General features: G+C 62.5%; 20 protein-coding genes. 2 read left to right on the top strand and 18 right to left on the bottom strand.

Going from position 1 to position 25,392, the window contains the following annotated elements; translation table 11 throughout:
• The first annotated feature begins 24 nt into the window (after positions 1–24).
• The gene (locus BUB29_RS03285) at positions 25–684 is read left to right on the top strand and encodes a potassium channel family protein (RefSeq protein WP_033521814.1); all 660 of its coding nucleotides are present in this window, start codon (positions 25–27) and stop codon (positions 682–684) included.
• 129 nt (positions 685–813) lie between these two features.
• Here BUB29_RS03285 and BUB29_RS03280 read toward each other — a convergent pair whose 3' ends face one another.
• The 4 genes from BUB29_RS03280 to tyrS all read right to left on the bottom strand — a co-directional run bounded on the left by BUB29_RS03280 (position 814) and on the right by tyrS (position 6,208).
• Positions 814–1,608, bottom strand: coding sequence for a TlyA family RNA methyltransferase (locus tag BUB29_RS03280; RefSeq protein WP_407640906.1), 795 nt, complete (start codon positions 1,606–1,608; stop codon positions 814–816).
• A 217-nt stretch (positions 1,609–1,825) separates the two neighbouring features.
• A complete protein-coding gene (locus BUB29_RS03275) occupies positions 1,826–2,872 on the bottom strand; it encodes an HAD-IIA family hydrolase (RefSeq protein ID WP_033521816.1) in 1,047 nt (348 codons plus the stop codon).
• Complete coding sequence (locus tag BUB29_RS03270; RefSeq protein WP_051914837.1) at positions 2,869–4,821, bottom strand: tetratricopeptide repeat protein; 1,953 nt, start codon at positions 4,819–4,821, stop codon at positions 2,869–2,871. Before BUB29_RS03270 ends, BUB29_RS03275 begins: the two co-directional genes overlap by 4 nt.
• 64 nt (positions 4,822–4,885) lie before the next feature.
• The gene (tyrS, locus tag BUB29_RS03265) at positions 4,886–6,208 is read right to left on the bottom strand and encodes a tyrosine--tRNA ligase (RefSeq protein ID WP_033521818.1); all 1,323 of its coding nucleotides are present in this window, start codon (positions 6,206–6,208) and stop codon (positions 4,886–4,888) included.
• 272 nt (positions 6,209–6,480) lie between these two features.
• Here tyrS and BUB29_RS03260 point away from each other — a divergent pair, with 272 nt between their 5' ends.
• Entirely contained in the window at positions 6,481–8,295 is a 1,815-nt protein-coding gene (locus BUB29_RS03260) for a DUF975 family protein (protein ID WP_033521820.1), read from the top strand.
• 148 nt (positions 8,296–8,443) lie between these two features.
• Here the strand turns inward: BUB29_RS03260 and BUB29_RS03255 are convergent, their stop codons facing one another.
• The 14 genes from BUB29_RS03255 to BUB29_RS03190 all read right to left on the bottom strand — a co-directional run bounded on the left by BUB29_RS03255 (position 8,444) and on the right by BUB29_RS03190 (position 25,343).
• Positions 8,444–9,229 (bottom strand): putative ABC transporter permease, encoded by a 786-nt coding sequence (locus BUB29_RS03255; RefSeq protein WP_033521822.1) that lies wholly within the window; start codon positions 9,227–9,229, stop codon positions 8,444–8,446.
• Positions 9,226–9,738, bottom strand: coding sequence for an HD domain-containing protein (locus BUB29_RS03250; RefSeq protein WP_033521824.1), 513 nt, complete (start codon positions 9,736–9,738; stop codon positions 9,226–9,228). Before BUB29_RS03250 ends, BUB29_RS03255 begins: the two co-directional genes overlap by 4 nt.
• Before the next feature lie 277 nt (positions 9,739–10,015).
• Positions 10,016–11,497 carry an argininosuccinate lyase gene (argH, locus tag BUB29_RS03245; RefSeq protein WP_033521826.1) on the bottom strand — a complete coding sequence of 494 codons (1,482 nt, stop codon included), beginning with the start codon at positions 11,495–11,497 and terminating at the stop codon, positions 10,016–10,018.
• Between the two features lie 205 nt (positions 11,498–11,702).
• On the bottom strand, positions 11,703–12,941 hold the full coding sequence (locus tag BUB29_RS03240; RefSeq protein WP_033521828.1) for an argininosuccinate synthase: 1,239 nt from the start codon (positions 12,939–12,941) through the stop codon (positions 11,703–11,705).
• 303 nt (positions 12,942–13,244) lie between these two features.
• Positions 13,245–13,748 carry an arginine repressor gene (argR, locus tag BUB29_RS03235; protein WP_033521830.1) on the bottom strand — a complete coding sequence of 168 codons (504 nt, stop codon included), beginning with the start codon at positions 13,746–13,748 and terminating at the stop codon, positions 13,245–13,247.
• On the bottom strand, positions 13,745–14,713 hold the full coding sequence (argF, locus tag BUB29_RS03230; protein ID WP_033521832.1) for an ornithine carbamoyltransferase: 969 nt from the start codon (positions 14,711–14,713) through the stop codon (positions 13,745–13,747). The genes argR and argF overlap by 4 nt, the downstream gene beginning before the upstream one ends.
• 108 nt (positions 14,714–14,821) lie before the next feature.
• Positions 14,822–16,102: an acetylornithine transaminase gene (locus BUB29_RS03225; protein ID WP_033521834.1), complete on the bottom strand. Its 1,281-nt coding sequence runs from the start codon at positions 16,100–16,102 to the stop codon at positions 14,822–14,824.
• Positions 16,092–17,045 (bottom strand): acetylglutamate kinase, encoded by a 954-nt coding sequence (gene argB / locus BUB29_RS03220; RefSeq protein ID WP_033521836.1) that lies wholly within the window; start codon positions 17,043–17,045, stop codon positions 16,092–16,094. Before argB ends, BUB29_RS03225 begins: the two co-directional genes overlap by 11 nt.
• Before the next feature lie 173 nt (positions 17,046–17,218).
• Complete coding sequence (gene argJ / locus BUB29_RS03215; RefSeq protein WP_033521838.1) at positions 17,219–18,391, bottom strand: bifunctional glutamate N-acetyltransferase/amino-acid acetyltransferase ArgJ; 1,173 nt, start codon at positions 18,389–18,391, stop codon at positions 17,219–17,221.
• Positions 18,388–19,482 carry an N-acetyl-gamma-glutamyl-phosphate reductase gene (gene argC, locus BUB29_RS03210; protein WP_033521840.1) on the bottom strand — a complete coding sequence of 365 codons (1,095 nt, stop codon included), beginning with the start codon at positions 19,480–19,482 and terminating at the stop codon, positions 18,388–18,390. The genes argJ and argC overlap by 4 nt, the downstream gene beginning before the upstream one ends.
• A gap of 266 nt (positions 19,483–19,748) precedes the next feature.
• On the bottom strand, positions 19,749–20,474 hold the full coding sequence (locus BUB29_RS03205; protein WP_033521841.1) for a DUF4190 domain-containing protein: 726 nt from the start codon (positions 20,472–20,474) through the stop codon (positions 19,749–19,751).
• Positions 20,475–20,599: 125 nt separating this feature from the next.
• A complete protein-coding gene (pheT, locus tag BUB29_RS03200) occupies positions 20,600–23,209 on the bottom strand; it encodes a phenylalanine--tRNA ligase subunit beta (protein WP_033521842.1) in 2,610 nt (869 codons plus the stop codon).
• Between the two features lie 6 nt (positions 23,210–23,215).
• Positions 23,216–24,271: a phenylalanine--tRNA ligase subunit alpha gene (pheS, locus tag BUB29_RS03195; RefSeq protein WP_193349134.1), complete on the bottom strand. Its 1,056-nt coding sequence runs from the start codon at positions 24,269–24,271 to the stop codon at positions 23,216–23,218.
• Positions 24,272–24,470: 199 nt separating this feature from the next.
• Positions 24,471–25,343, bottom strand: a complete 873-nt coding sequence (locus BUB29_RS03190) for a TrmH family RNA methyltransferase (protein ID WP_033521846.1) — start codon at positions 25,341–25,343, stop codon at positions 24,471–24,473.
• Positions 25,344–25,392 lie beyond the last annotated feature (49 nt).

Raw genomic sequence — 25,392 nt, 5'->3', positions numbered from 1 at the left:
CATTTCATTTTCCAAGGAGCACATATGGCACGTAAGAAGGGCACCAAGAGCGTACTGGTCGTGGGACTGGGACGATTCGGCAGTTCCGTGGCCTCCACGCTGAACGAGATGGAGCAGGATGTGCTCGCCGTCGATAAGGATCCGGAGATCGTGGCGCGTTGGTCATCGCAGATTCCGGTGGTGCAGGCGGATATGACGGATGTGATGGCGATTGAACGCATCGACGCCTCGCAGTTCGACACCGCCGTGGTGGCGATCGGCGACAGCATCGAGGCTTCGGTGATCGCCGCAGGCAACCTGTTGGATGCGGGCATCACCGATTTGTGGGCGAAGTCGGTGTCCATCCAGCATGCGCGTATTCTGCGCCGTATCGGCGCCCGCCATGTGATCAACGCGGAAAGCGACGCCGGCAAGCGCATCGGGCATCTGGTGTCCGGCAACTATTTGGATTACATCGAGATCGAGGGTATGCACACGGTGGTGAAGGTGCATACGCCGCAGCGTCTCGCCGGGCAGACGATCGCGGAGGCGGAGATCCACGACAAGTACGGCATCGTGGTGGTCGGCGTGAAGTCGCCGGGCCGTGAATTCCAGTATGGCGAGAACGACACGGTGATGCGTCGCAACGACGAGCTGATCATCGCCGGCAGGCAGAGCCAGATCGACAAGTTCCTGGCCGACTGACGGGCGCTCGCCCTCAAGCGTCGAAGCCGGTACGAAGACAGGAAAGGCCGGTCGGGCATGGTGTGTTCCATGCCCGACCGGCCTTTCCTGTCTTCGTATGGCGTGCGGTCGCCCGTCACGCCGGTACGCTCACTGGCCGGTGCATGCGTACAGCAGCCATTCGGCGTTGCCGTGCGTGCCTTCGATGGGTGAGGGCGCCGTGGCGATGACGTCGAATCCCTCACGCTTGGCGCATGCCACGACATCGTCCAAGGCTTTGCGGCGCAGTTCCTCGCTTGCCACGATGCCGTTCCTGCCGAGCCCGTCACGCCCGACCTCGAACTGCGGTTTGACGAGCAGCACCACTTGCGCACCCGGTGCGGCGATGCGTGCGATGACCGGAATCACGTAGGTCAGGGAGATGAACGACACGTCGGAGACGATCATGTGCGGCCTGTAGGGCAGGTCGTCCACGTACACGTCGCGGATGTTCACGCCGCTCATTTCGATGATGCGCGGATCGTCTGCGATGCGCGGATCCAGCTGTCCGTGGCCGACGTCCAGGGCGATGACCCGCTTCGCTCCCCTGCGCAGCAGCACGTCGCAGAATCCGCCGGTGGAGGCGCCGATGTCGAGGCATTCCAATCCTTCCGGCCCGGTGAGCCCCTGTTCGCGGAACGCGTCGAACGCGCCGACCAGCTTGTATGCCCCGCGCGACACGTAATCCTCGCCCTTGTCCACGCGGATGCGCGCATGGCCCAGCGACCCCACGGCATACGCCGGTTTGGTCACCGTCACGCCGTTCACCGTCACTTTGCCGGCTTTGATGAGTTTCTGCGCCTTGGTGCGCGTGCCCACCACGCCCGACTCCACCAGCAGCAGGTCCAGCCGGTCGGGCATGTCGACGAAGCCGTCGCCCACGCCGGTTGCCATGCCGGTTGCCATGCCGGTTGCCGCAGCGTCGAAGTCGAGGTCAAGGTCGTCGCCGTCGATGTATTCGCTCATATCGTCCTTATTCCGCGGATCGTTCCGACCGCATGAACCTATCGTGTCCGGTCGGAAAACACGCCGCCGCGCGAACCTTGCGTTCCGGTTCGCGCGGCGGCGTTTCTTCTCTCGTGCATGCGCCCGCATCCTATGGGTGGTTGCGGGCGCGTGGATGTCACAGTGTGAAGTCGGGCAGTTTCACCGTGCTCATGTCGGTGCCGTTGTCCGCCAGCTGCCAGGCGAGACAAATCGCCGCACGCAGCGCGTCGACGGAGGTCGGGTCGCCCACACGGATCTCGTTGTCCACCTTGTCGTAGGCGGCACGCAGGTTGCCGCACACCCAGCAGCCGTTGCCGATGCTGGTCGGTAGCGGCATCGCCTCGTTCAGTCCGCGCAGGTCCTTCGCCACGAAGGTGGGGCGCAGGTGCGCCGGGGCGAGCATGAGCTCGTGCGGGTTCGTCACGCCGGTCAGCACGGCGAGCGAATCGTAGCCGCCACGGTTGCCCGCCTCGATGTCGGTGTCGAGTCGATCGCCCACGGCGATGGACTCCTCCACGGACACCATGTCGTTACCTTCGGAGGCGTTGAGTTCGCGGGCCTCGTCGTACATGTACGATTCGGGCTTACCTGCGGAGGCGACCGGTTCGACGCCGGTGGCGGTGATGACCGCCTGGATCATGGAACCGCAGCCGGGCGCGATGCCCAGTTCGCGCGGGATGGTCAGGTCGCGGTTGGTCACGAAGTACGTGGCGCCCGCTTCGACGGCGAACGCGACGTTCGCCATCATCTGCCAGGTCATGTCGGGGTACCAGCCTTGGATGACGGAGGCCGGCTTGCTGGTCGGATCGTCGGTGACGACGAGTCCGGCACGCTCGACCTCCTCACGCAGATGCTCGGCGCCCAGCACCAGCACGCGCGATCCGGCGGGAACAGCCTTGGCGACCATGCGTGCGGCGACCACGGACGAGGTGATGACCTGCCACGGTTCGACCTTGAGGCCGAAGCCGATGAGCTGATCGGCCACGATGCGCTGGAATCGCGACGAATTATTCGTCGTGTATTCGATCATCATGCCGGATTGTTCGGCCTGCTGGATGGAATCGGCGGCATGGTCCACGGCGTTCTTGCCGCGGTAGACGACGCCGTCGAGGTCGAGCAGCGCCAGATGGTACTGCTCGGCCAGGGTGCGGTCTGTCCCCTTGAGAAAACGGGTCTTGCTCACTCTTCGGTCGGCTCCTCGTCGGATGCGGTTTCCTCGGCCTTTTCGGCTTCCTCGGATTCCTCGGATTCCTTGGTTTCCTCAGCCTCTTCGGCTTCCTCGGATGCAGCCTCGCCGGCCTCTTCGGATTCCTCAGCCTTATCAGCTTCCCCGGTTTCCGCGTTCTCGCCGGACTCTTCAGCCTCGCCGGATTCCTCAGCCTCACCGGCCTCTTCGGCTTCCTGGGCGGGCTCCTCGTCGGACTCCGCGCCATCCTTTGCCTCTTCGGCAGGCAGTTCGGTCTCGTCCTCCTCCGCTTCCGGTTCGGGGGCGAACTGTGCTTCGGACGGGTCGATGCCGAGCTTCTCCAGCACTTCCGTATCGTCGGTCAGACCCGCCAGATCGTGGTCGATCACCACGTCGTCGGATTCCTCGTCGATATCGAAATCGGCGTACTGGTCCTCCAGCTTCTCGATCACGCCATCCAGAGCCTCGGCCTTCTCGCTCTGGCCGGTTTCCTCCAGGAACAGCTGCTCGGCCTGCAGGGCACGCATGCGGTAACCGCCGCTCAGACCCTTGGAACGACCCAACGTATGCACGACGGCGATGGCCTTATCCCACTCCTCGATATCGCTCAGCGCACCGGCGTACACGAGGAACATCTCGGCCTTCGGCTCGCCGCGCAGCAGCTTGGCATCATCGCTCAACGCCAGTTCGATGGCCTTCTTCGGATTGCCCAGGCCACGCTCGCAATCGGCCATGAACGGCAGATAATCCGGGAAGCCGTTCATACGATACGCGGTGCGGAACTCACGCAGGGCCAGCTTGTAGTCGCCGGTACGGTAGGCGGCGAAAGCCAGCGTCTCACGCGCGAAATCGATGCGGGACGCCTGCTTGGCGGCCCACTTGGCATGCTCGATGGCAAGCTCGTGGTCATCCTCGATCAGCGTGTAGGCGGCGAGGATATGCAAACCGATGTTCTCCGCATGCTCCTTCGACAGGCCGCGCAGACGCTCCCTCTCATCACTGGAGAGCATGGACCATTCGAGACCCCTCGGCATCTTCGGCTCACCAGGGCGGCGATCCGTGTATGGATTCTGGGAGGGGAAGCTCATCGTGCCGTCGGAATTGCGGCGCGGACGGCTCATATACTCGGTACGCTTATGCTCGCGGTATTCGCGCTTCTCCTCGTCGTTGAACTGGCGATGACCCTCATGACGGTCATCACGGCGATCGCCACGACGATCATCATTGCGCTGATAACGCGGATTGCCACCATGCTCGCCATCGCGACGCGGTCCCTTGTTGCCGTAACCGCCCTTGCCGCCATTGCCATGGTAGCCGCCGCGACGCTCGCCGTCGCCACCCTTACGGAAGTCGCGATCCTTACGGAAACCGCCCTCCTTATGGAAGTCACGGTCCTTGCGGTACTCGCGGCGCTCGCCGTCACCGTCCCTGCGGAAGTCGCGATCCTTATGGAAGTCGCGATCCTTATGGAAATCACCGCGACGCTCGCCGTCCTTATGGAAGTCACGATCCTTGCGGAAGCCGCCCTTGCCGCCATTGCCACGGTAGCCGCCGCGACGCTCGCCGTCGCCACCCTTACGGAAGTCGCGATCCTTACGGAAACCGCCCTCCTTATGGAAGTCACGATCCTTGCGGTACTCGCGGCGCTCGCCGTCACCGTCCCTGCGGAAGTCGCGATCCTTACGGAAATCGCCGTCCTTGCGGAAGTCCTTATGGAAATCCTTGCGATAGCCGCCACGGCGCTCGCCGTCACCATCCCTACGGAAGTCGCGATCCTTATGGAAACCGGAACCGCCCTTGCCGTACGGCTTGCGGCCGCCGAAGCCGCCCTTGCCGCGCGGCTTGAATCCCTTGCCGCCGCGGTTGCCCGGACGACCGGAACCGCCATGCCCGTAGGACTTGCGGCCGCCGAAAGACTTGCCGGAATGTTCGTTACCTTCTGCCATATGCTTCCCTTAATCTCGTAATCTCAATCGGATATCTGTGCGACTTTTCGAAACCGTTCGCCGGTCAGTGGCGCTCGACCACGCCGAGGGCCTTCTTACCGCGACGGATCAGCGCGAAACGGCCACCAAGGAAATCATCCTCGGTCAGCGTCGCTTCCTCATCCTCCACGCGGGCGTTGTTCAGGTACACGCCGCCGGACTTGATGGCTCGACGGGCTTCGGAACCGGACTTGAACAGACCGGCGGACTGGGCCGCGTCGATCACGCGGGCACCGGCCTCGGCCTGCGGGAACACGTGCTCGCCGTTCTCGTCGGCGACCTTGAAACCTTCAAGCACGGATTCCAGCGTGCCTTCGTCGATGGCATGCAGATCGCCGCCGCGGCCGAACAGTGCGGTGGAGGCGTCGATGGCGGCCTGCGTGGCCTGCTCGCCATGCACGAAGCTGGTGACCTCCCAGGCGAGGGCCTTCTGCGCCTCGCGGGCGCCGGGGTTCGTCTTGCTTTCCTCGATCAGGCGCTCGATTTCGTCCTTCGGCAGGAAGGTGAACGCCTTCAGCAGGCTTTCCATCTCCGCGTCCGGACGGTTGATCCAGAACTGGTAGAACTTGTAGGGGCTCAGCATGGTGGCGTCAAGCCAGACCGCATTGCCTTCGGACTTGCCGAACTTCTTGCCTTGGGCGTCGGTGATGATCGGGCTGGTGAACACGTTCACGTCCACGCCGCGCACCTTGTGGATCAGGTCGAGGCCCGAAGTGAGGTTGCCCCACTGGTCGGAACCGCCGAGTTCCAGCGTGCAATGGTATTCGTCGAACAGGTGCAGGAAATCGTTGCCCTGCAGGACCTGATAGCTGAACTCGGTGAAGGAGATGCCCTCCTCGGAGTTCAGACGACGGGCCACGGTGTCCTTGGCGAGCATGGTGCCCAAGCGGAAGTTCTTGCCGACGTCACGCAGGAAGTCGATGACGCTCATCTGCGCGGTCCAGTCGTAGTTGGAGACGAAGCGGACCGGATTGTCACCCTCGGTGTCGAGGATGCCGCCGATCTGACGCTTCAGACGCTCGGCCCAGCCGGCCACGACGTCCTTCGGGTTCAGGGTGCGTTCGCCGGACTGGCGCGGATCGCCGATCAGACCGGTGGCGCCGCCGACCAGGGCGATCGGGTGATGCCCGGCAAGCTGCAGGTGACGCATGTTGATGAGCTGGACGAGGTTGCCGATGTGCAGGGAGGCTGCGGTCGGATCGAATCCGCAATAATAGGTGATCGGCTCGCCGTCCAGTGCCTGAGCAAGACGTTCACGATCGGTGGACTGGGATACCAGACCACGCCACTGAAGTTCCTCAAGCAGCGATGAAAAACCTGCTTCTCTGAAGTCAGTGATACGAGCCATTTGCGTTAATCTCCCTATCAAATTCTCGGGTTTCGAATGCGCATAGCGCAACACTCAGTCTCGCAGAACATCACGACAGCAACACGGCCGGATCGGGACCGGTTCACGCGGCGGGAGCCCGACGCCTCACCATATGGATGCCGCCGATGGACGGTACGAGGATCGGAGCGCGGAAAACCGCCGAAAGCGCCGGAAAAGCGCACGGATATAATGAGGCTGTTCGGGCACGGCTGTGCCCAATATATCGTTTCGCATTCAGAGAAGAGAACCATATGAATCGAAGATCCCTCAAGGCTCAGGCCAAAGTCACGTTGCAACGGCATTACTGGCTGATCGTCGCGCTCTGCCTGTTCGCGGCGTTCCTCGGCGCCGAATACGGTTCGACCCTGTGGGCCACCGACTACCAGACGCCGTCGGACACCGCCACCGCCACCAGTAGCGCCGCATCCGACCATCTGTCGACCGACGGCATCTCCGGAATCATCGATAAGCTCATCAACGGCGATGACGATGCCGCGAAACAGCAGGTGAAACAGTCCGAGAAGATCATCCGCGACAACGACAACAACGCCACGCTCGGCCGTTCGCGCGGCGTATTCGCCATGGTGCTGAACTCCTTCTCCACCGGCGGGGTCATCCTCTCCGTCACCGATGCCGCGAGCTCCATCATCCATTCGCGCGGTGCCGTGACCGTGCTGCTGGTGCTCGCCAGCCTCGCGTTCTACCTGTTCGTATGGCTGTTCATCCGCCAGACCTATCTGGTGGCGTCGCGGCGCATGGTGCTGGAATCGCGCGTCTACGAGCAGGTGCCCGTGCATCACATGCTGTTCCCGATCCGTACCAGGAAGTGGGCGCATATCGCATGGACGATGTTCGTGCAAAGCGTGTTCCTCACCCTGTGGTGGTGCACCATCATCGGCGGCATCATCAAATCCTTCTCCTATATGCTCGTGCCGTTCATCATGGCCGAGAACCCCTCCATCAAGGCATGCGATGCGATCACGCTGTCCCGCCGCATGATGAAGGGCCACAAGTGGGAGTGCTTCGTCGCCATGCTGAGCTTCCTCGGATGGGATCTCCTCTCCTTCATCACGTTCGGCCTCGTCGGCGTGCTCTACACGAACGGCTACAAGGCCGCGTTCTGGGCCGAGTACTACACCTACGTGCGCGGCTTCTCGAAGCAGGCCGGCATCGAAGGCGTCGAACAGCTGAACGACACGTTCCTGTTCGAAAAGGCCCCGTCCGAGCTGTTGGAAACCACGTACGCCGACGCACGCAAGGTCATCGGCGAAGTGGATGCCCAAGGCGAGACGGTCAGCAAGCCGAAGGGCTTCGCGGGGTGGCTGGCCGACTGGTTCGGCATCCGCATCATGCATTCCAAGACCGTCGCCGCATGGGAGGATTACCGTGCGAAGATGAGCGCCGTGAAGACCGGCAGGGTGCTGCTCGACGCGCGCATGTACCCGGTGCGCCTCTCCCCCATCCCGATGAAGGACAAGAACATCAATGTCGGCGGTCTCAATGCCGCACGCAGCTACTCCGTGCTGAATCTGGTGATGATGTTCTTCATCTTCTGCATCATCGGCTGGCTGTGGGAGGTCACCCTGTGCCTCATTGACGAAGGCATCTTCGTCAACCGCGGCACGCTGCATGGCCCGTGGCTGCCGATCTACGGCACCGGCGGCATCATCATCCTGATCCTGCTCAAGAAGCTGCGCGAGCATCCGGTCGCCGAGTTCGTCTCCGCGATCGTGCTGTGCGGCGCGCTGGAATACCTGTCGTCGTGGTATCTGGAAACCACGAAGGGCCAGCGTTGGTGGGATTACACCGGTTACTTCCTGAACCTCAACGGACGTATCTGCGCCGAAGGCCTGCTCGTGTTCGGCTTGGGCGGTTTGGCTATCGTGTACTTGGTCGCGCCGACCTTGAACCAGCTGCTCGACCGCATCAACCGCAAGGCGCTGTTCTGCGTGGCGCTGGTGCTGCTGGTCGCCTACATCGGCGATCAGGCCTATTCCAGCCAACATCCGAACTCCGGCCATGGCATCACCGATACCGGTTCGTCGTCGGTGCAGGTGAAGTCCTGAACGTTTGAGCCGTTTGAACCGCTCAAACGGATATGAAACGGCCCGGCGCATTCACTTTGGAATGTGCCGGGCCGTTTCGTATGCCTTTATTGTATTTGCCTATCCTCATGGGTTTGGCGTAGTCGCCATGCGCGTCATCCGTCGCCGCTCATTTGCTTCTGCGCAACAGTTCACGCACGGTTTCCATGATCTTGCTGTCCTTCACCGATTCGGTCGATCTCAAATCAGGGAACGCCTGGATCATGCGACGCTGCTGCCGGTTCAGCGTCTCCATCGCGCCGCTGCGCATGCTTGTGAGAATCTCCTGCGACGACGCCGACCATTCACGGATCTTCTGCAGCAGCACATCCTTGCCCCACTGCCACGATTCGCCGGCACGTTCCGCGGCGGCCTGAACCCGTTCGCTGTAATTCCGCAGGCTATCACTGAGATTCACCATGCCCTTGACCGTGACGATCGTATCCGTCACGATAAGCACCAGGCACGCCAAGCAAGCCACGTGCAGCGCATTCAATGGAATGAGCATGGTCCACTCATCCACCCACGGCTGCGCGAATTCGATGAGTCCGACGCCGGCCGCACCGAACACCACGGCCCCCAACAGGCTGACACGCCCCTGGATGTTGAACCGGTAATCGCTGTAATCCCACCACCTGGCGTGGAACAGCTTCTCCATCACCCACGATGTGACGTATTCAAGCACACTGGCACCCAGCGCGGAAATCAGGAAAATCAGGATCGGATGGCCTTTCAGGCCGCTCAACAGCAGGATGCCCAGCACCGCTCCGGCACCGTAGATGGGGCATACCGGACCGTTGAGGAAACCGCGGTTCACCCAATGCTTTTCGAGGATGGATACCAGAATCGATTCGTAGATCCAACCGACGCAGCTGTACAGCAGGAACCAGAGGAACAGGTGTTCGATGGCGATCATACGTGCACCTCCCCGGCGTTCTTGCGCAAGCTCGGTTTGTTGAAACGGTCGCGGGAGAACGTCTCCCGGGTCGCGCTGATCTTGTCCGCCATGGTGACCAGATACCCTTCGATGTATTTGGGCGGGACCGGGGTCATCGGGAACATGTGCTTGGCGATGCTGTCACGTTCGATGGCGTTGAGATGGAAGTCCCGCACCGCGTTACGCAGGGCGGCCCCACCATGGGTGAAGCCATGCAGTCGGTGCGTGCCATTATCCCAGTCGTGCCAGTCGTATAGGAAATAGTCGTGCAGCAGTGCGGCCCTGACCAGCGAATGCAGGTCGACGCGATGCCACAGGTGCAGACGGTCCGCCATCCACACCGCAAGGCACGCGACGCGCACGGAATGCGCGAACGTCGTCACCGCGCCATGCTGGTAGCAGCGTCTTTCGATATCCATATGGCTATGTTCGAAAACTTCACGACCATGCCTGTAGACCAACCGTTGGATTTGAACTCTCGTCAGCACCGTTCGTCTTCCTTCACGATTTCGGGACTTTGGGGTTGTACTGCGTTCGAGTGTATTGCAGGATTGTTCCGGACGCCCTCATTCGATGGAATGAACCGGTCGCATAACGCAAGGCCATGGGATTCAGCATCTCATCCTCGCGAAGGACCGTCGGGCACGCTCCCCTTGTACGCGCCCATAAGCCGACCTGCCGCGCGATAATGTTCGGGCGGCGGGTCGACCATGTTTTGCGGCCGGCCGCATGACTAGTCCGTAATGCCATGCGACCGGTCGAACATCAGCGTGCCAGCGTTTCCGGCGCCTTGTAGGCGGGGCCGTCGCTGGTGGAGTCGGCGAATACCTTGAGCTCCTCGGTTGCGCGCTTGGCGTCCGCGATCTGCTCACGCACGCGGCCGTACGACGTACCGCCCTTGCCGTTACGGGAGGCGACGGAGCCGTCGCTGGACAGCACTTCGCGCACCTTCGGCGCGGTTTCGGCGGGCAGGAACGCGGCGAACGTGGTGATGAAATCATCATCCGTGAGATCCCACAGCTCCACGCCGCGGCCTTCGGCGATCTTGACGCATGCGCCGGAAAGCTCGTGCGCGTGGCGGAACGGCACACCGTTCTTGACCAGCCATTCGGCGATATCGGTGGCCAGCGCGAAACCGGTGGGAGCTTCGGCGGCGAGGCGATCGGTATCGAAGCGCATGGTGGCGACCATGCCGGTGAAGGCCGGCAGCAGCACCTCAAGGGTGTCGACCTGATCGAACACGGCTTCCTTGTCTTCCTGCAGGTCACGCGCGTACGCGGTGGGCAGGCCCTTCAGCGTGGCCATGAGACCGGTGAGATCGCCGATGAGACGACCGGACTTGCCGCGCGCAAGCTCGGCGATATCCGGGTTCTTCTTCTGCGGCATGATGGAGGAACCGGTGGAATACGCGTCGTCAAGCTTGACGAAGGCGAATTCCTGCGTGTTCCAGATGATGATCTCCTCGGACAGGCGGGAGATGTCGACGCCGGTCATGGCGGCGATGAACGCGAATTCCGCGACGAGATCACGCGCTGCGGTGCCGTCGATGGAGTTGCTGGTCACGGTGCCGAAGCCGAGCTCGCGGGCGACGGCCTCCGGGTCGAGGCCCAGGGTGTTGCCGGCGAGTGCGCCGGAACCGTACGGGGATGCGTTGATGCGCTTATCCCAATCGATCAGACGCTGGATGTCGCGGATCAGCGGCCACACGTGGGCCATGAGCTGGTGCGCGAGCAGCACAGGCTGGGCGTGCTGCATGTGGGTACGGCCGGGCATGACGGCCTTGCCGGCCTTCACGCTCTGCTCGATCAGTGCGTTGATGAGGTCAATGAGCTGGCCTGCGATCACGCGGGAGTGGCGGCGCAGCCACATGCGGATGAGGCAGGCGATCTGATCGTTGCGGGAACGGCCTGCGCGCAGTTTGCCGCCGAGTTCGTCGCCGGCGATGTCGATGAGTCCGCGTTCAAGCGCGGTGGCCTCATCCTCGTCGTCTTCGATGGGGGCGAACGTGCCGTTGTCGACGGCACGCTGCAGTTCGTCGAGCGCCGCCTCCATGCGGTTGAGTTCGTCGTCGGTGAGCAGGCCGGCTCTGCCGAGGGCACGCGCGTGGGCGCGGGAGCCTGCGATGTCGTCGTCGGCGAGACGCCAGTCGAACTGGGTGGACTTGGAGAGTTTGGCCAGTGCGGCGGAAGGGCCGGAGGTGAAACGGCCGCCCCACAAGGCCAGATGTTCGTTGTTGCTTTCAGTCATGCCTTTTACCTTAACCTTGGAAGGGGAAAACGCCGGTTCTCGTCCCATCACGTAGTATGGCGCCCCGTGTGACGGGCCTCTTCGATGGCGTTCGCTGCCTTGTTTTGTGCGGAAGGCCCCGAACCACGTCCCGGTATGGGGATGGGCCACGGGGCCTTCATACGTGTGCGGCGATGAGCCGGTCACCCGATCCGGATGGATCGGATCATTCGACGGTGTTGTCCGGCACTTCGATGCCGTTGCCGAACTTGACGTCGCGGGCCGCGGCCACGCGGCTCGGCAGGCCGTAGATGTCGATGAAGCCGTTGGAGGACTTCTGGTCGAAGCTGTCGCCGGAATCGTAGGTGGCCAGGTTGTAGTCGTACAGGGAGCTGTCGGAACGACGGCCGGTGACGACCGCGCGACCGCCGTGCAGGGTCATGCGGATCTCGCCGTTGACGTACTTCTGGGTGTCTTCGATGAAGGCGTTCAGGGACTGGGTTGCGGGGCTGAACCACTGCGCATCGTAGACCAGCTCGGCCCAACGCTTGTCGATGTCGCGCTTGATGCGGTGCTGTTCGCGTTCGAGGCAGCAGTTCTCCAGCTCCTGATGGGCGGTGATGAGCGCCACGGCGCCCGGAGCCTCGTACAGTTCGCGGGACTTGATACCGACCAGACGATCCTCGATGAGGTCGATACGGCCGATGCCCTGTGCGCCGGCGCGGCGGTTCATCTCTTCGATGGCCTGCAGCGGGGTGACGTCACGGCCGTCGATCTTGACCGGAACACCCTGCTTGAATTCGATGACGACCTCATCCTCGACCGGCGGGAAGGCCGGATCGTCGGTGTAGGAGTAGCAGTCCTTGGTCGGGGCGTTCCACGGATCCTCAAGGAAGCCGGTTTCGATGGCGCGGCCCCACACGTTCTGGTCGATGGAGAACGGGCTCTTCTCGGTCTGCACGATCGGCAGCTGATGTTCCTTGGCGAACGCGATCTCGACATCGCGGGTCAGGGACAGGTCGCGGATCGGGCTGATGGCCTTCAGAGTCGGGTCGATGGAGGCGATGGACACCTCGAAACGGACCTGATCGTTGCCCTTGCCGGTGCAGCCGTGGGAGATGGTGTCGGCGCCGAACTGGTGGGCGGCACGCACGAGATGCTTGGAGATGAGCGGACGGGAGATGGCGGAAACCAGCGGGTACACGCCCTCGTACATCGCATTGGCCTTGAGGGCCTTCATGCAGTATTCGTTCGCGAACTCATCGCGGGCGTCGACGACATACGCTTCGACGGCGCCGCAGGCCAGTGCGCGTTCCTTGATGGTTTCGAGGCTTTCGCCACCTTGACCGACATCGAGGGACACCGCCACAACATCCTTACCGGTGCGTTCCTTCAGATACGAGATGGCGACGGAGGTATCCAAACCACCGGAGTACGCCAAGACGAGACGATTCTTATCTGCCATGATTGCCCTTTCTACGAACAAAGCTTATGCAAGTATATACAGAGCTACGTATATTTATGCACGGCGTGTCATATTTTCATTCCCCTCACCGTACAGGAACAACACGGCACACAACCAGCGGCATCCGCCAATCGGTACCGTTTCACAGCGGTCGCACGCACTCCCCCTCCGGCATGGCATCACATATGCGCGGCCATATGCAGAACCGGGCCGGTTTCGGAACGGAAAAACCATTGCGAAACCAGCCCGGTTCACATGCGACGCCATCCGACGACACAAGACGTCACAAGACGGCATCCGGCATCATTTGGAAGCCAACGACAGCAGCCAGTCGGCGCGTTCGGAGGCACTGTCATCATCGGCGCAGATCATCATGACCGTATCGTCGCCGGCGATGGTGCCCAACACCCCGTCGATATTCTGCTTATCCAACACGGACGCCACATACTGGGCGGCACCCGAAGGCGTGTGGACCACGATGAGATTCCTCGCCGTGGCCACGGACGTCACCAGCCCGTTAAGCGCACGGGACATCTGCTGCTGCACCTTGCCATCCAACGGACGGTCATCGCCCTCCGGATGCCCGACCGCATAAGCCATGGTGCCATCCTGCAGACGACGCTTGAACGCGTTCATCTCATCAAGATCACGGCTCAACGTCGCCTGCGTGACCTCGATACCCTCATCGGCCAACACCTTGGAAAGCTGCGCCTGCGAAGTGATGACACGGGTCAGCAGCGCCTGTTCGATGGCGCTCAACCGGGCGGCCCGGCTGGTCGGACGCTGCATCGGTGTGGGATCGCTCATGCCAGCAGGCTTTCGTCACCGCGAGCCTTGCCAGCCAGCCAGGTAAGCAGAGCCTTCTGCGCGTGCAGACGGTTGCCGGCCTCATCCCAAACCACGGACTGCGGGCCGTCGATGACCTCGGCGGTGACCTCCTTGCCGCGGTAAGCGGGCAGGCAGTGCTGGAAAATCGCATCATCCTTGGCCAACGCCATCAGATCCGCATTCACCTGATAATCCCAGAACGGCTTGGAACGCACAGCATACTCGGCTTCCTCACCCATGGAAACCCACGTGTCGGTGAACACGCAGTCGGCGTCCGCCACAGCCTCCTTCGGATCGGTGGTGACCAGCACGGAACCACCATTCTCAGCGGCGATGGCCTCGGCATCAGCCACGATCGCCGGATCAGGCAGATAACCGTACGGACCGGCCACACGCACATTCATACCAGCCACGGCACCGCCAAGCAGATACGAGTTCGACATGTTGTTGGCCGCATCACCCAAATAGGCGATGGTCTGGTTCTTCAGATTCTCCACACCACCACGATGCTCGGCGATGGTCTGGAAATCGGCGAGAATCTGGCACGGGTGGAACTCATCGGTCAGCGCGTTGACCACAGGATGCGAACTGTACTTCGCCATCTCCTCAACACTATCCTGACCAAACGTACGCCACACCACGCCATACGCCATACGGTCAAGCACACGCGCCGTATCGGCCACCGGCTCGCCACGGCCCAGCTGGGAACCGGACTTGTCGATCACCAGCGGATAGCCGCCAAGTTCGGCGACGCCAATGGAGAAGCTGGAACGGGTACGGGTGCTCGGCTTGTCGAAAATCACCGCGATACCCTGCGGGCCTTCGAACGGACGATGGTAGAAACGATCCTTATGGAACTTGATGGCCAGTTCCAGGACCTGCTTCTGCTCCTCGTGGTTCAGATCGTCATCGCGCAGCATATGGCGCAGTTCGGGGGTTGCCATGTTATCTCCTTACGTTATACGTTGTGTCGGGCGGTACGCGATGTCAACGGCGATGTCGCGCACCACCCATTCCGGCCGGACCCGGACAGTCCGACCTGACGATATCAATCAGTCGTCGGGCAGATCGACGGGAACATCCTTGAGAATGGCCAAAGCCTCCTCGACATCGGATTCGCTGACGATCAGCGGCGGGGCGAAACGCAGCGCATCGGCACGCACCGCGTTGACGATGAGACCGCGCTCCAAGCACCAGTTCATCACCGCATGAGCGCACGGATGGCTCAACTGCACCGCATCAAGCAGGCCGGCGCCACGCACAGATTCATACAGCGGATTACCGGTGGCCATAATGCCCTCACGCAGCTGCACGCCACGCGCCTCGACATTATCAAGCAGATGCTCGCCCTCAATGGTGGTCAACGTGGCCATGCCAGCCGCCGCACCCAGCGGATTACCGGCGAACGTGGAACCATGCGAACCGGGGGTGAACAGATCGGCGACCTTCGCGCCGAACGCGATCATGCCACCCATCGGGAAGCCACCCGCAACACCCTTGGCGAACGTGACCACATCCGGAGTGACACCGCCCGACAGCTCCTCACGCTGGAACGCGAACCAAGAACCGGTACGGCCAATACCCGTCTGCACCTCATCGATGATCAGCAAGGCATTGTTCTCGGTGCACAGTTCACGCGCAAGCTTGACGAACTCCGCGCCAACCGGACGCACCCCGGCCTCACCCTGGATCATCTCCATCATGACCGCGGCGACAGGACCCTTGCCATCCTTACCCGTGGCGGCGAACACGCTCCTCAACGCCTCGGCATCCCCGGCCTCCACGAATTCGACATTCGGCAGCAGCGGCTGGAACGGTTCGCGGATCGCGGGCTTCCACGTCACCGACAACGCACCCAGCGTACGACCATGGAAGCCGTTCACCAGCGCGACAATGCGGGCGGAACCATCAGCAGCCAATGTACGACCATGCAGTTTGGCGATCTTGATGGCAGCCTCATTACCCTCGGCACCGGAATTGCCGAAGTATACGCGGGAACCCTCCGGAGCGCCAGCCAATTCGATAAGCTTCGCAGCCAGCTCGATCTGCGGTTCGGACGCGAAATAGTTGCTCACATGGGCAACCTTCGCGGCCTGCTCGCCAACCGCCTTGACCCACGCCGGATGCGCGTAGCCAAGCGAATTGACGGCGATGCCCGCCAGAAAATCAAGATAACGGTTGCCGTCCACGTCCCACACGTGGGTGCCCTCGCCGTGATCCATCACACGCAACGGCGTGCCGAACACGTTCATATGCACCTGGGAGTACTCCCCCAGCCACTTGCCGTCGTTGGGGCCGAGCACATCCAAGCCCTCAGTGGTGTCAGCGTTCATAGGAACTCCTCATTTCGATGCCGTCCTCGGGCACGACCATCGTGCCGATACCCGCGGAAGTGAATATCTCGTTCAGGATGGAATGCGGTTTGCGTCCATCGATGATATGGGCCTTGGGCACGCCACCGTCGATGGCACGCACGCAAGCCTCCATCTTCGGTCTCATGCCGCTTTCCAAATCGGGAAGCATGTCGCGCAGCGTCTCCACGCCGATACGGCCGATCAGCGAACTGCGATCAGGCCAATCCGCATACAGGCCATCCACGTCGGTCAGAATGACCAGCTTGCTCGCACCCACGGCGGCGGCCAATGCGGCAGCCGCGGAATCGGCGTTCACATTCAGCACTTCCGTGGCATCGTCCTCATTCGGGGCGACGGAAGACACCACCGGAATACGGCCGGCACTCACCAGATCCTCCACGGCGGACGCATCCACGCTCACCACGTCACCCACCAGACCGATATCCGTAGGCTTGCCGTCGATGACGGGGTGACGCTGCATGGCGGAGAACAAGCCGCCATCCTCACCGGACAGGCCCACGGCGAACGGGCCGTGCGCGTTGATCAGGCCCACCAGTTCGCGCGAAACCTTACCGGTGAGGACCATGCGCACCACATCCATGGCGTCCGGCGTGGTCACACGCAAACCGCCCTTGAACTCGGACTTGATGCCCAACGCCTTGAGCATCTGGGAGATCTGCGGTCCGCCGCCGTGCACCACGATCGGGTGCAGGCCCACCTGACGCAGGAACACCATGTCCTCGGCGAAGCATGCCTTGAGATGCTCGTCGATCATGGCATTGCCACCGTATTTGATGACGATGCGCTGGCCCGCGAACTCCTCAAGCCACGGCAGCGCCTCGATAAGGACTTCCGCCTTCTGATCGGCGCGCAGATCCGTATGCACGTCGAAGTGGAATCCGGGTCCCTTTAATTCACTCATGTTCTTTCCTAGTTTCGTTTCATCGTTCAGCCGGTGATTGGCTAACCCTTGGACGGTCCGGTGGATGTTGTTCGACATCCTCCAGGTCGGTAGGCCGAGCTTTATGTCTCACAACACCCATCAGACCGCCGTTACCGGTGTACTACCGGAGCGTTGCCGCGGGGTGGGGCGAATCAGCTTTCGTAGTCGGCGTTGATGTGCACGTAGTCGTTGGTCAGGTCGTCGGTCCAGACGGTCGCCTCGGCACTGCCTGCATGCAGGTCGATGTCGATGTGCACCTCGCGCGGGGTCATGTCGACCTCGCTGCGCGGGCGACCGGCACCGCCGTTCTCGCAGATGCGCACGCCGTTGACGTCGACGGTCACGGCGGTGGAATCGTAGGGCGCGACCTCGGTGGGCACGGTGCCGAGGGAGGAGACGATGCGTCCCCAGTTCGGGTCGTTGCCGCTGATGGCGCACTTGAGCAGGTTCGACGCGGCGACCGCACGGCCGCATGCGAGTGCGGCCTCCTCGGTGGTGGCACCGGTGACGGTGATGCGGATATCATGGCTTGCGCCTTCACCGTCGCCCACGATCTGGCGGGCGAGCGAAGCGCAGGCTTCCTGCACGAGCTTGTTGAACTCGTCCTGATCGGGTTCGACACCCGAAGCGCCGGAGGCGAGCAGCAGCACCGTATCGTTGGTGGACATGCAGCCGTCCACGTCGATGCGGTTGAAGGAATGGTCGGTGGCCACGGCGAGGGCGGCCTGCATCTGGCCTGCGGACACCACGGCGTCGGTGGTGATCACGCACAGCATGGTGGCCAGCTGCGGGGCGATCATGCCGGAGCCCTTGACCATGCCGCCGATCTTCCAACCGGTGGAACCGTTCAATTCCACGGTCTTCGGCTTGGTGTCGGTGGTCATGATGGCGTGCGAGGCGTCGGCACCGGCTTCAGCGGTGCTGGCAAGAGCCTCATAAGCGTGCTTCGCGCCGGCGAGCACATTGTCGAGCGGCAGCAGTTCGCCGATCAGACCGGTAGAGCACACCGCGACGTCGGTGCTGTTGCAGCCGACGAGTTCGGCCACGGTTTCGGCGGTTTTCTTCGACTGCGCGAAGCCGGGTTCACCGGTGCAGGCGTTCGCGCCGCCGGAGTTCAGGATGACGGCCTTCAGTTCGCCATCCGCCACGATCTTGCGGGACCACTGCACGGGGGCCGCGCAGAAACGGTTCGAGGTGAACACGCCTGCGGCCGCGTTCAGCGGACCGTTGTTGACGACGAGGGCGAGATCCTTCTTGCCCTTCACGGAAGAGATTCCGGCTTCGACGCCTGCGGCGGAAAAGCCCTGTGCGAAAGTAATGCTCACGGTGCCACTCCAATCTTGGTGAGGCCTTGGTCCTCGGGCAGGCCCAGGGCGATGTTCAGGGATTGCACCGCTTGACCGGCGGTGCCTCGGTTCAAATTGTCGATTGCGGCGAACGCGATGATGCGGCCCGCATTGCGGTCGGTGACCACCTGCAGGTGCGCGGCATTCGAGCCGATGATATTGCCGGTGGAAGGCAGCGTGCCTTCCGGCAGCACAACCATGAAATCCTGGCCTTCATAGGCCTTCGTCCAAACCTCACGGATCTCGGCGTCGGTCATGGCCTTGGCCTTGTCGGTCATGGTCGCGCTGACCGTGGCGAGAATGCCGCGGGACATGGGCGCGAGCACCGGGGTAAAGCTCAGGGTGAAGTCCTTCGCATCCGCGGCGCTCTTGCCGGCGGCATGCGCGAAGTTCTGCAGGATTTCGGGAATATGGCGATGCGTACCGCCGACACCGTACGGCAATGCGGCCTGCAACGCTTCGGCGGCGAGCAGGTTGGTGCGTTTGAGGTTCTTGCCCGCGCCGGAATAGCCTACGACCAGATCGGCCACGACGCTCTTCGGCTCGATGAGCCCCTGGGCGATGCCAGGCTGCATGGCCAGCGTGGTGGCGGTGACGTTGCAGCCGGGGCCGGCGATGCGCTTGGTTTCCGGCAGGGCGCTCCTCTGACGCAGATAGTTACCGGATTCGTCCGTGCCGACGATCAGCTCGGGCATGCCGTAAGTCCAATGCTCGTAGAAGTCGCCGCCGTAGAAAGCATCCCAGGCGCTCTGCTCCTCAAGACGGTGGTCGGCGCCCAGGTCGACGACGACGGCCTCGGGATCGAGCTGCGAGGCGAGTTTGCCGGAAGCGCCGTGCGGCAGGGCGAGGATGATGACATCATGGCCGTTGAGCACTTCGGGAGTGGTGTCTTCCACAACCAGATCGGCCAGCTGCGGAATGTGCGGCATATGCTTCGCCATGGATTCGCCCACGGACGAATGACCGGCCACGCAGGTCACCTCGAAATTCGGATGGGCCGCGAGGATGCGCAATGCCTCACCGCCCGCATAACCCGTAGCACCGGCCACGGCAACCGTGTATTTCGCCATATTTATATCCTTTGACTAGGTAACTCCCCCTGAGCATACAGTGATATACAGACTAATGCATAATTATGCAATCCTCCGCGTTTCGCTTCGTGATCATTCGTCCGAAACGCCATCGTCCCGTCATCTGTGCAAGCACCTACGCCATGTCAATGCCGAACCAACATCGGCCGACAAAAAACGACGAAGGCGGGTTCCGCGATGGAAATATCACAGAACCCGCCGAATCGTTTCATGACCGCACGCAGTCATGCAAGTGCGTATCGAAGCTATGCGGAGATCGAACCGTCGCCCGAGCCGCCGCCGGTGCCGCCGCCGGAATACATGTTGAGCATCTGCGAATACAAATCGTTGATGTTGATGCCCTTGATCAGCAGGTAGGCCTGCAGCAGCGTGGTCAGCACGTTGATGATGATGGCTGCGATGGCGAGCCCACGGCCGCGCATATGCAGACGCTTGGTACGAGCCAGCGACAGGATGCCGATGACCGCGGGAAGCACCGGGATGGAGAACAGGATCGAGCAGACGAAGGCGACGATCGCGTACGAGTCCCAATGCCCGTAGAACGGGTTCTGTTGGGGGTCGTCGGGATTGAAATACTGGAGCATCGGCATGCCGTTGGGCTGCTGACCTTGCTGGGGCGCCTGTGCATATGGGTTGTACTGGTTGGGCTGTGCATATGGGTTGTACTGGTTGGGCTGACCATATGAATTGGGCTGCTGACCGTACGGGTTCTGCTGGCCGGGCTGCCCGTAGGGATTCTGCTGACCGTACGGATTGTACGGCTGCCCCTGCTGGCCCTGACCGGCGTACGGCTGCGCGCCCATGGGCTGGGCATTGCCCTGGTTGCCCTGTGCAGCGGCGTCGCCGGATTTCGGCTGTTCCGGTTCCGGCTTGCCGTACAGGTACGGATCGTACCCCGGGTATTGCCCGGACATGGCCCCGTACTGCGGCTGATTGGTCTGCCCGTACTCAGACTGCTTCTGATCATCCATACCTATGTACCTGCTTTTCGAGCGTGGCATCGTTCAACGCAATATCCAACGCAACGTTCGCAACGTCTCACGATACCCAATGGGGTGTGCACCTCACCGGCACACACCCCATATCATATCCATGCTCAGGCGCGCAGTTGCGCTCCCAGCTGAGCGGCGGCCTCGACGATGCGGGCTCGGATCGCCTCGCTGTCCTCAGCGCCCAGGGTCTTGCCCGGGGAGCGGAACACCACGGCGAATGCCAGCGACTTCTTGCCTTCGCCCACCTGATCGCCGGTGAACACGTCGAACAGTTCGATGGATTCGAGATCCTCGCCTGCCGCTTCGCGCACCACGTTCTCCAGCTTGGCGGCGCTCACGCTCTCATCCACGGTGAACGCGAGATCCTGCTTGACGGGCGGGAAGGTGGAAATCGGCTTGGCCTGCACCGGCTTGCCGTCGAGCGTGGCGAACAGGTCGGTCATGTTCAGCTCGAATGCGGCGGAATGGGCCGGGAAGCCGAGCGCCTCATTCACATGCGGGTGCAGTTCGCCCACCAAGCCGACGTGCTTGCCGTCGACATCCACGTAGGCGAAACGCCCCGGATGCCACTGTGCGGGCACCTCCTCGGCGGCCGGCTGATTCAGTTCGATAGCCGCGCCGATACGGTCGGCGATGCGGTGCACGGCCTCGACCGCGTCGGACCAGTCGACCGGACGCTTGCCGCCCATCCAACCGGTGTTCTCGGACAGACCGGTGAAGATGCCGGCGACATGGTCGGGCTGATCGGGCAGACCAGCGTCGAGCGCCTTGAGCTGCTCCTCGGTGGGCTTCACACCGCCGGGCAGGGCGGGGATGGCCGGAGCGTCGGGGTTCCACAGGTAGACGTGGCCGAGCTCGTACAGACTGACGTTCTCGATGCCGCGGCGGATGTTGCGCTGCACGGTGGCGGCCAGGGTGGGTAGCACTTCGCGGCGCAGGTACGGGCGGTCGCCGTACAGCGGGTTGGCGATTTCGACGCTGACGCGCTTGGTGGCCTCGGCATCGTAACCGAACACCTTGTAATCCTCATCACCGACGAACGGGTAGCTCAGCGCTTCAACCATGCCGTATTCGGCGAGCTCGTCGGCGATGCGACGGCGACGCAGCTGGTCGGCGGTCAAACCGACTTCGCCCTTCACCGGGGCTGCCGGCACGCGCACCGGAATCTCGTCATAGCCGACCAGTCGGGCCACTTCCTCGACCAGATCGCACGGCTCGTTGAGGTCCGGACGCCAGGTCGGCGCGTTCACGGAGAATTCGCCGTTGCCGCCACCGGCCACGGTGCAGCCGATATCGGTCAGGATCTTGGAAATGGTGTTCACGTCGGTGTTGAGACCGGCCACGCGAGCCACTTCGGAGGTCGGGAACTGGATGGAACGGCGATGCTTGGTGTTGTTCACATCGTTCGGAGTGTCGCTGGGCACGCCGCCGCCGTATTCGACCAGCAGGTCGGCGCACATCTGCGCGGCCGGGGGCTGCAGGGCGCAGTCGACGCCGCGTTCGAAGCGACGGGACGCTTCGGACGGGATCTTGTGGCGACGGGCGGAACGCGCGATCGACACCTGATCGAAGTGCGCGGCTTCCAGCAGCACGTTCTTGGTTTCGGCGGTCACTTCGCCGTACAGGCCACCCATCACGCCGGCGATGCCGAGAATACGGGAGGAACGCTCGCCGTTCGGGGAATCGGTGATGAGCAAATCCTCGGTGCTCAGCTCATGCTCCTTGCCGTCGAGCGTGACGAGCTTCTCGCCCTCGTTCGCACGGCGGACCACGATCGGCCCTTCAAGCTTGTCCAGATCGTAGGCGTGCATCGGCTGGCCCAAGTCCATCATCACATAGTTCGTCACGTCGACGGCCAGCGAAATGGAACGCATGCCGGAGCGGATGAGACGGCGGCGCATCCAGTTCGGGGTGCGGGCCGCGGGGTCGAAACCGCGCACGATGCGCGCGTAGTAGCGGTCGCAGCCGGGCACACCGTGGATCGGGTTGTTGTCGTCGATCTGCACTTCGATGTCGGGCTTGACGTCCGGCAGTGCGGAGGCGGGGGTCGGCACCTTCTTGTTCAGCGCGATCACCGGATCGGTGAACTTGGCGCCGGTGGAATGATGGTATTCGCGGGCCACGCCACGGTAGGACAGCGTGTAGCCGCGGTCCGGGGTGATGTTGATCTCCAGCAGCGGCTGGTCGAGATGCAGCAGGTGTATGGCGTCATCACCGGGCTTGAGGGCTTCGTATTCCTCTTCGGTGAAACCGTATTCGCGCAGCAGGATGATGCCGTTGTGGTTGTCGCCCAAGCCGAGCTCACGTTCGGAGGCGCACATGCCGTTGGAGATGTGACCGTAGGTCTTGCGCGGTTCGATCCTGAAATCACCGGGCAGCACGGCACCCGGCAGGGTGACGACGACCTTCTCGCCGGCGGCCATGTTCGGCGCGCCGCAGATGATGCCGCGCGGCACCTTATTGCCGTTCTCGTCGACCTCGTTGTATTCGTCGCCGACATCGACATGGCACCAATTGATGATCTTGCCGTTCTTCTGCGGTTCCGGCGTGGCATCCACCACGTAGCCGACCACGATCGGACCGGTGACCTGGCTGGAGTGGATCTCCTCCTCTTCCAGACCGACCTTCACCAGATCCTTGGCGAGCTGTTCGTACGTGAGATCCTCGGGGACCTCGACATGGCTTCTGAGCCAATCCATATCAACCATAGGCATGGGTAATCACTCCCCCATCACAAACTGTTCGGCGAAACGCACGTCACCTTCCACAAGGTCGTGCATATCGTTGATGTCGCTGCGCAGCAGCAGTGTACGTTCCATTCCGACACCGAAGGCGAAACCGGTGTATTCGTTCGGGTCGAGGCCGGCGGACTTGAGCACATTCGGGTTCACCATGCCGCAGCCGCCCCATTCGAGCCAGCCCGGGCCGCCCTTCTTGTCGGGGAACCACAGGTCAAGTTCGGCGCTCGGCTCGGTGAACGGGAAGTAGCTCGGGCGCAGGCGGGTCTTGGCTTCCGGGCCGAACATGGCCACGGCAAGCTTGTCGAGCACGCCCTTGAGATCGGCCATGGTCAGGCCCTTGTCCACCGCGAGAGCTTCGCACTGGTGGAACACCGGGGTGTGGGTGGCGTCGAGCTCGTCGGTGCGGAACACGCGGCCCGGGCTTGCGATGTACAGCGGCACGCCACGAGTGATCAGCGCACGGACCTGATCGGAGGAGGTCTGGGTGCGCACGACCATGTTGCTGCCGACGAAGCCGGCGGCATCCTTGGCCTGGTTGCCCTTCACGTAGAAGGTGTCCTGCATCTGGCGTGCGGGATGATCCGGGCCGAAGTTCAGGGCGTCGAAGTTGTACCATTCGCTTTCCACTTCGGGGCCCGCGGAAATCTGCCAACCCATGGCGATGAAGAAGTCCTCGACGTCCTCCATCAGCTTGGCGAGCGGGTGACGTGCACCCAGCGGCTTACGGTTGACGGGCAGCGTCATGTCCACGGTCTCGGCGGCGAGGGCGGCCGCTTCCTCAGCGGCCTTGAGTTCCTTTTCGCGGGGGCCGAACGCGCGGCCGAAGTCGGCGCGGAGTTTGCCGAGCAGCTGGCCGGCTTCCTTCTTCTGATCCTTGGGCAGCGATCCGATGGCCTTGCTGGCCTTGGTCATAGCCGACTCGGCACCGGCGTACTGCGTTTTGATGGCTTTCAATTCCTCCAAACTGGAGGCGTCTTGGATTTTGGCAATGCCTTCAGCGACTGCATCGCTTACCGCTTGGGCGTCAAACACCATACCCTCTGCCACGGTTTCCCTTTCTAATATCCCTTGGAACGATAGCGTTTCCAAGCACTTTACCGACACACATTCTTTCACGCATGCTCGACCGTATAAGCCCTCGGCTTCATTCCTTGGACAGCGCCAGTGCGGGCGCTCGCACGGGCGCTTGCGTCCGGAGCGTATAACGTTCTACTTGCGTGGTGGTTCCGATTGTCTAGCGCAGGAACGCGAGACTCATGAGAATGACCGCCGCGGAGGTGGCGAGGTTGAGTGATTCCGCTTTGCCGTAGAGCGGGATGGTCACGACGCGCTGGCATTGTTCGATGGTCTTGGCGTTAAGGCCGCGAGCCTCGTTGCCGAAGAGCACCGCGTAGCCTTCGCCGCGCCTGCCCTCCTCGCGCATCGCGTCGAGCACGTCGGGCAGTCGTTCCGGCTTGCGTTTGCGGGTGCCGTACACGTCGGCGGCCCACACGTCGAGTCCTTGCTGTCCCATCCAGTCGAAGAATTCGCGGGTGCCCATGGTGATGACGGGGATGTGGAACAGCGAGCCGGTCGTGGAGCGGATCACCTTGGGGTTGAGCATGTCGACGCAGTCATCGACGAATACCACCACGTCGCATCCGGCAGCGTCGGCGGCGCGGATCACGGTGCCCGCGTTGCCCGGGTCGCGTACCTGCCAGAATGCGGCGACGCGCATGCCTTTGGGGCGGCCGGCGGCGTTCTCCACTTTGGCGTCCATGCCGGCGCGGAGTTTGTCGGTGTCGCCGACGGCGATGATGCCTTGCGCGTCCGGGCTGATGTGGTCGATTACTTCGCGCGTGGCGGTGTGCACGTACAGGTCGGCGGAAGCGTCGATGGCACGCTGCGCGATGTCGGCGAGCACATCGGAGTCGATGCCCTCCTCATCACCGGCCACGTAAATGTCGGTGATGACGTCGGACGCGTAGCGTATGGCTTCGCGCACGGATTGGGGGCCTTCGACGAGGAATCTGCCGCTCTTGCGGCGGCCCTTGGTGCGGGTGAGGTCCGCGATTCTGCGGACTCGGTCGGATTTCGGATTGTCAAGCAGTTGAGCGTTGATTGGCATGCCCTCCACACTACCGCCCGAGCCGACATTCCCACGCCGCAGCCGCATG

It is taken from the genome of Bifidobacterium merycicum DSM 6492, from assembly GCF_900129045.1.
GTDB classification, from domain to species: Bacteria; Actinomycetota; Actinomycetes; order Actinomycetales; family Bifidobacteriaceae; genus Bifidobacterium; species Bifidobacterium merycicum.
Note: the sequence above shows the minus strand (reverse complement) of the source record. Positions and strands in the feature narration are given on the sequence as shown.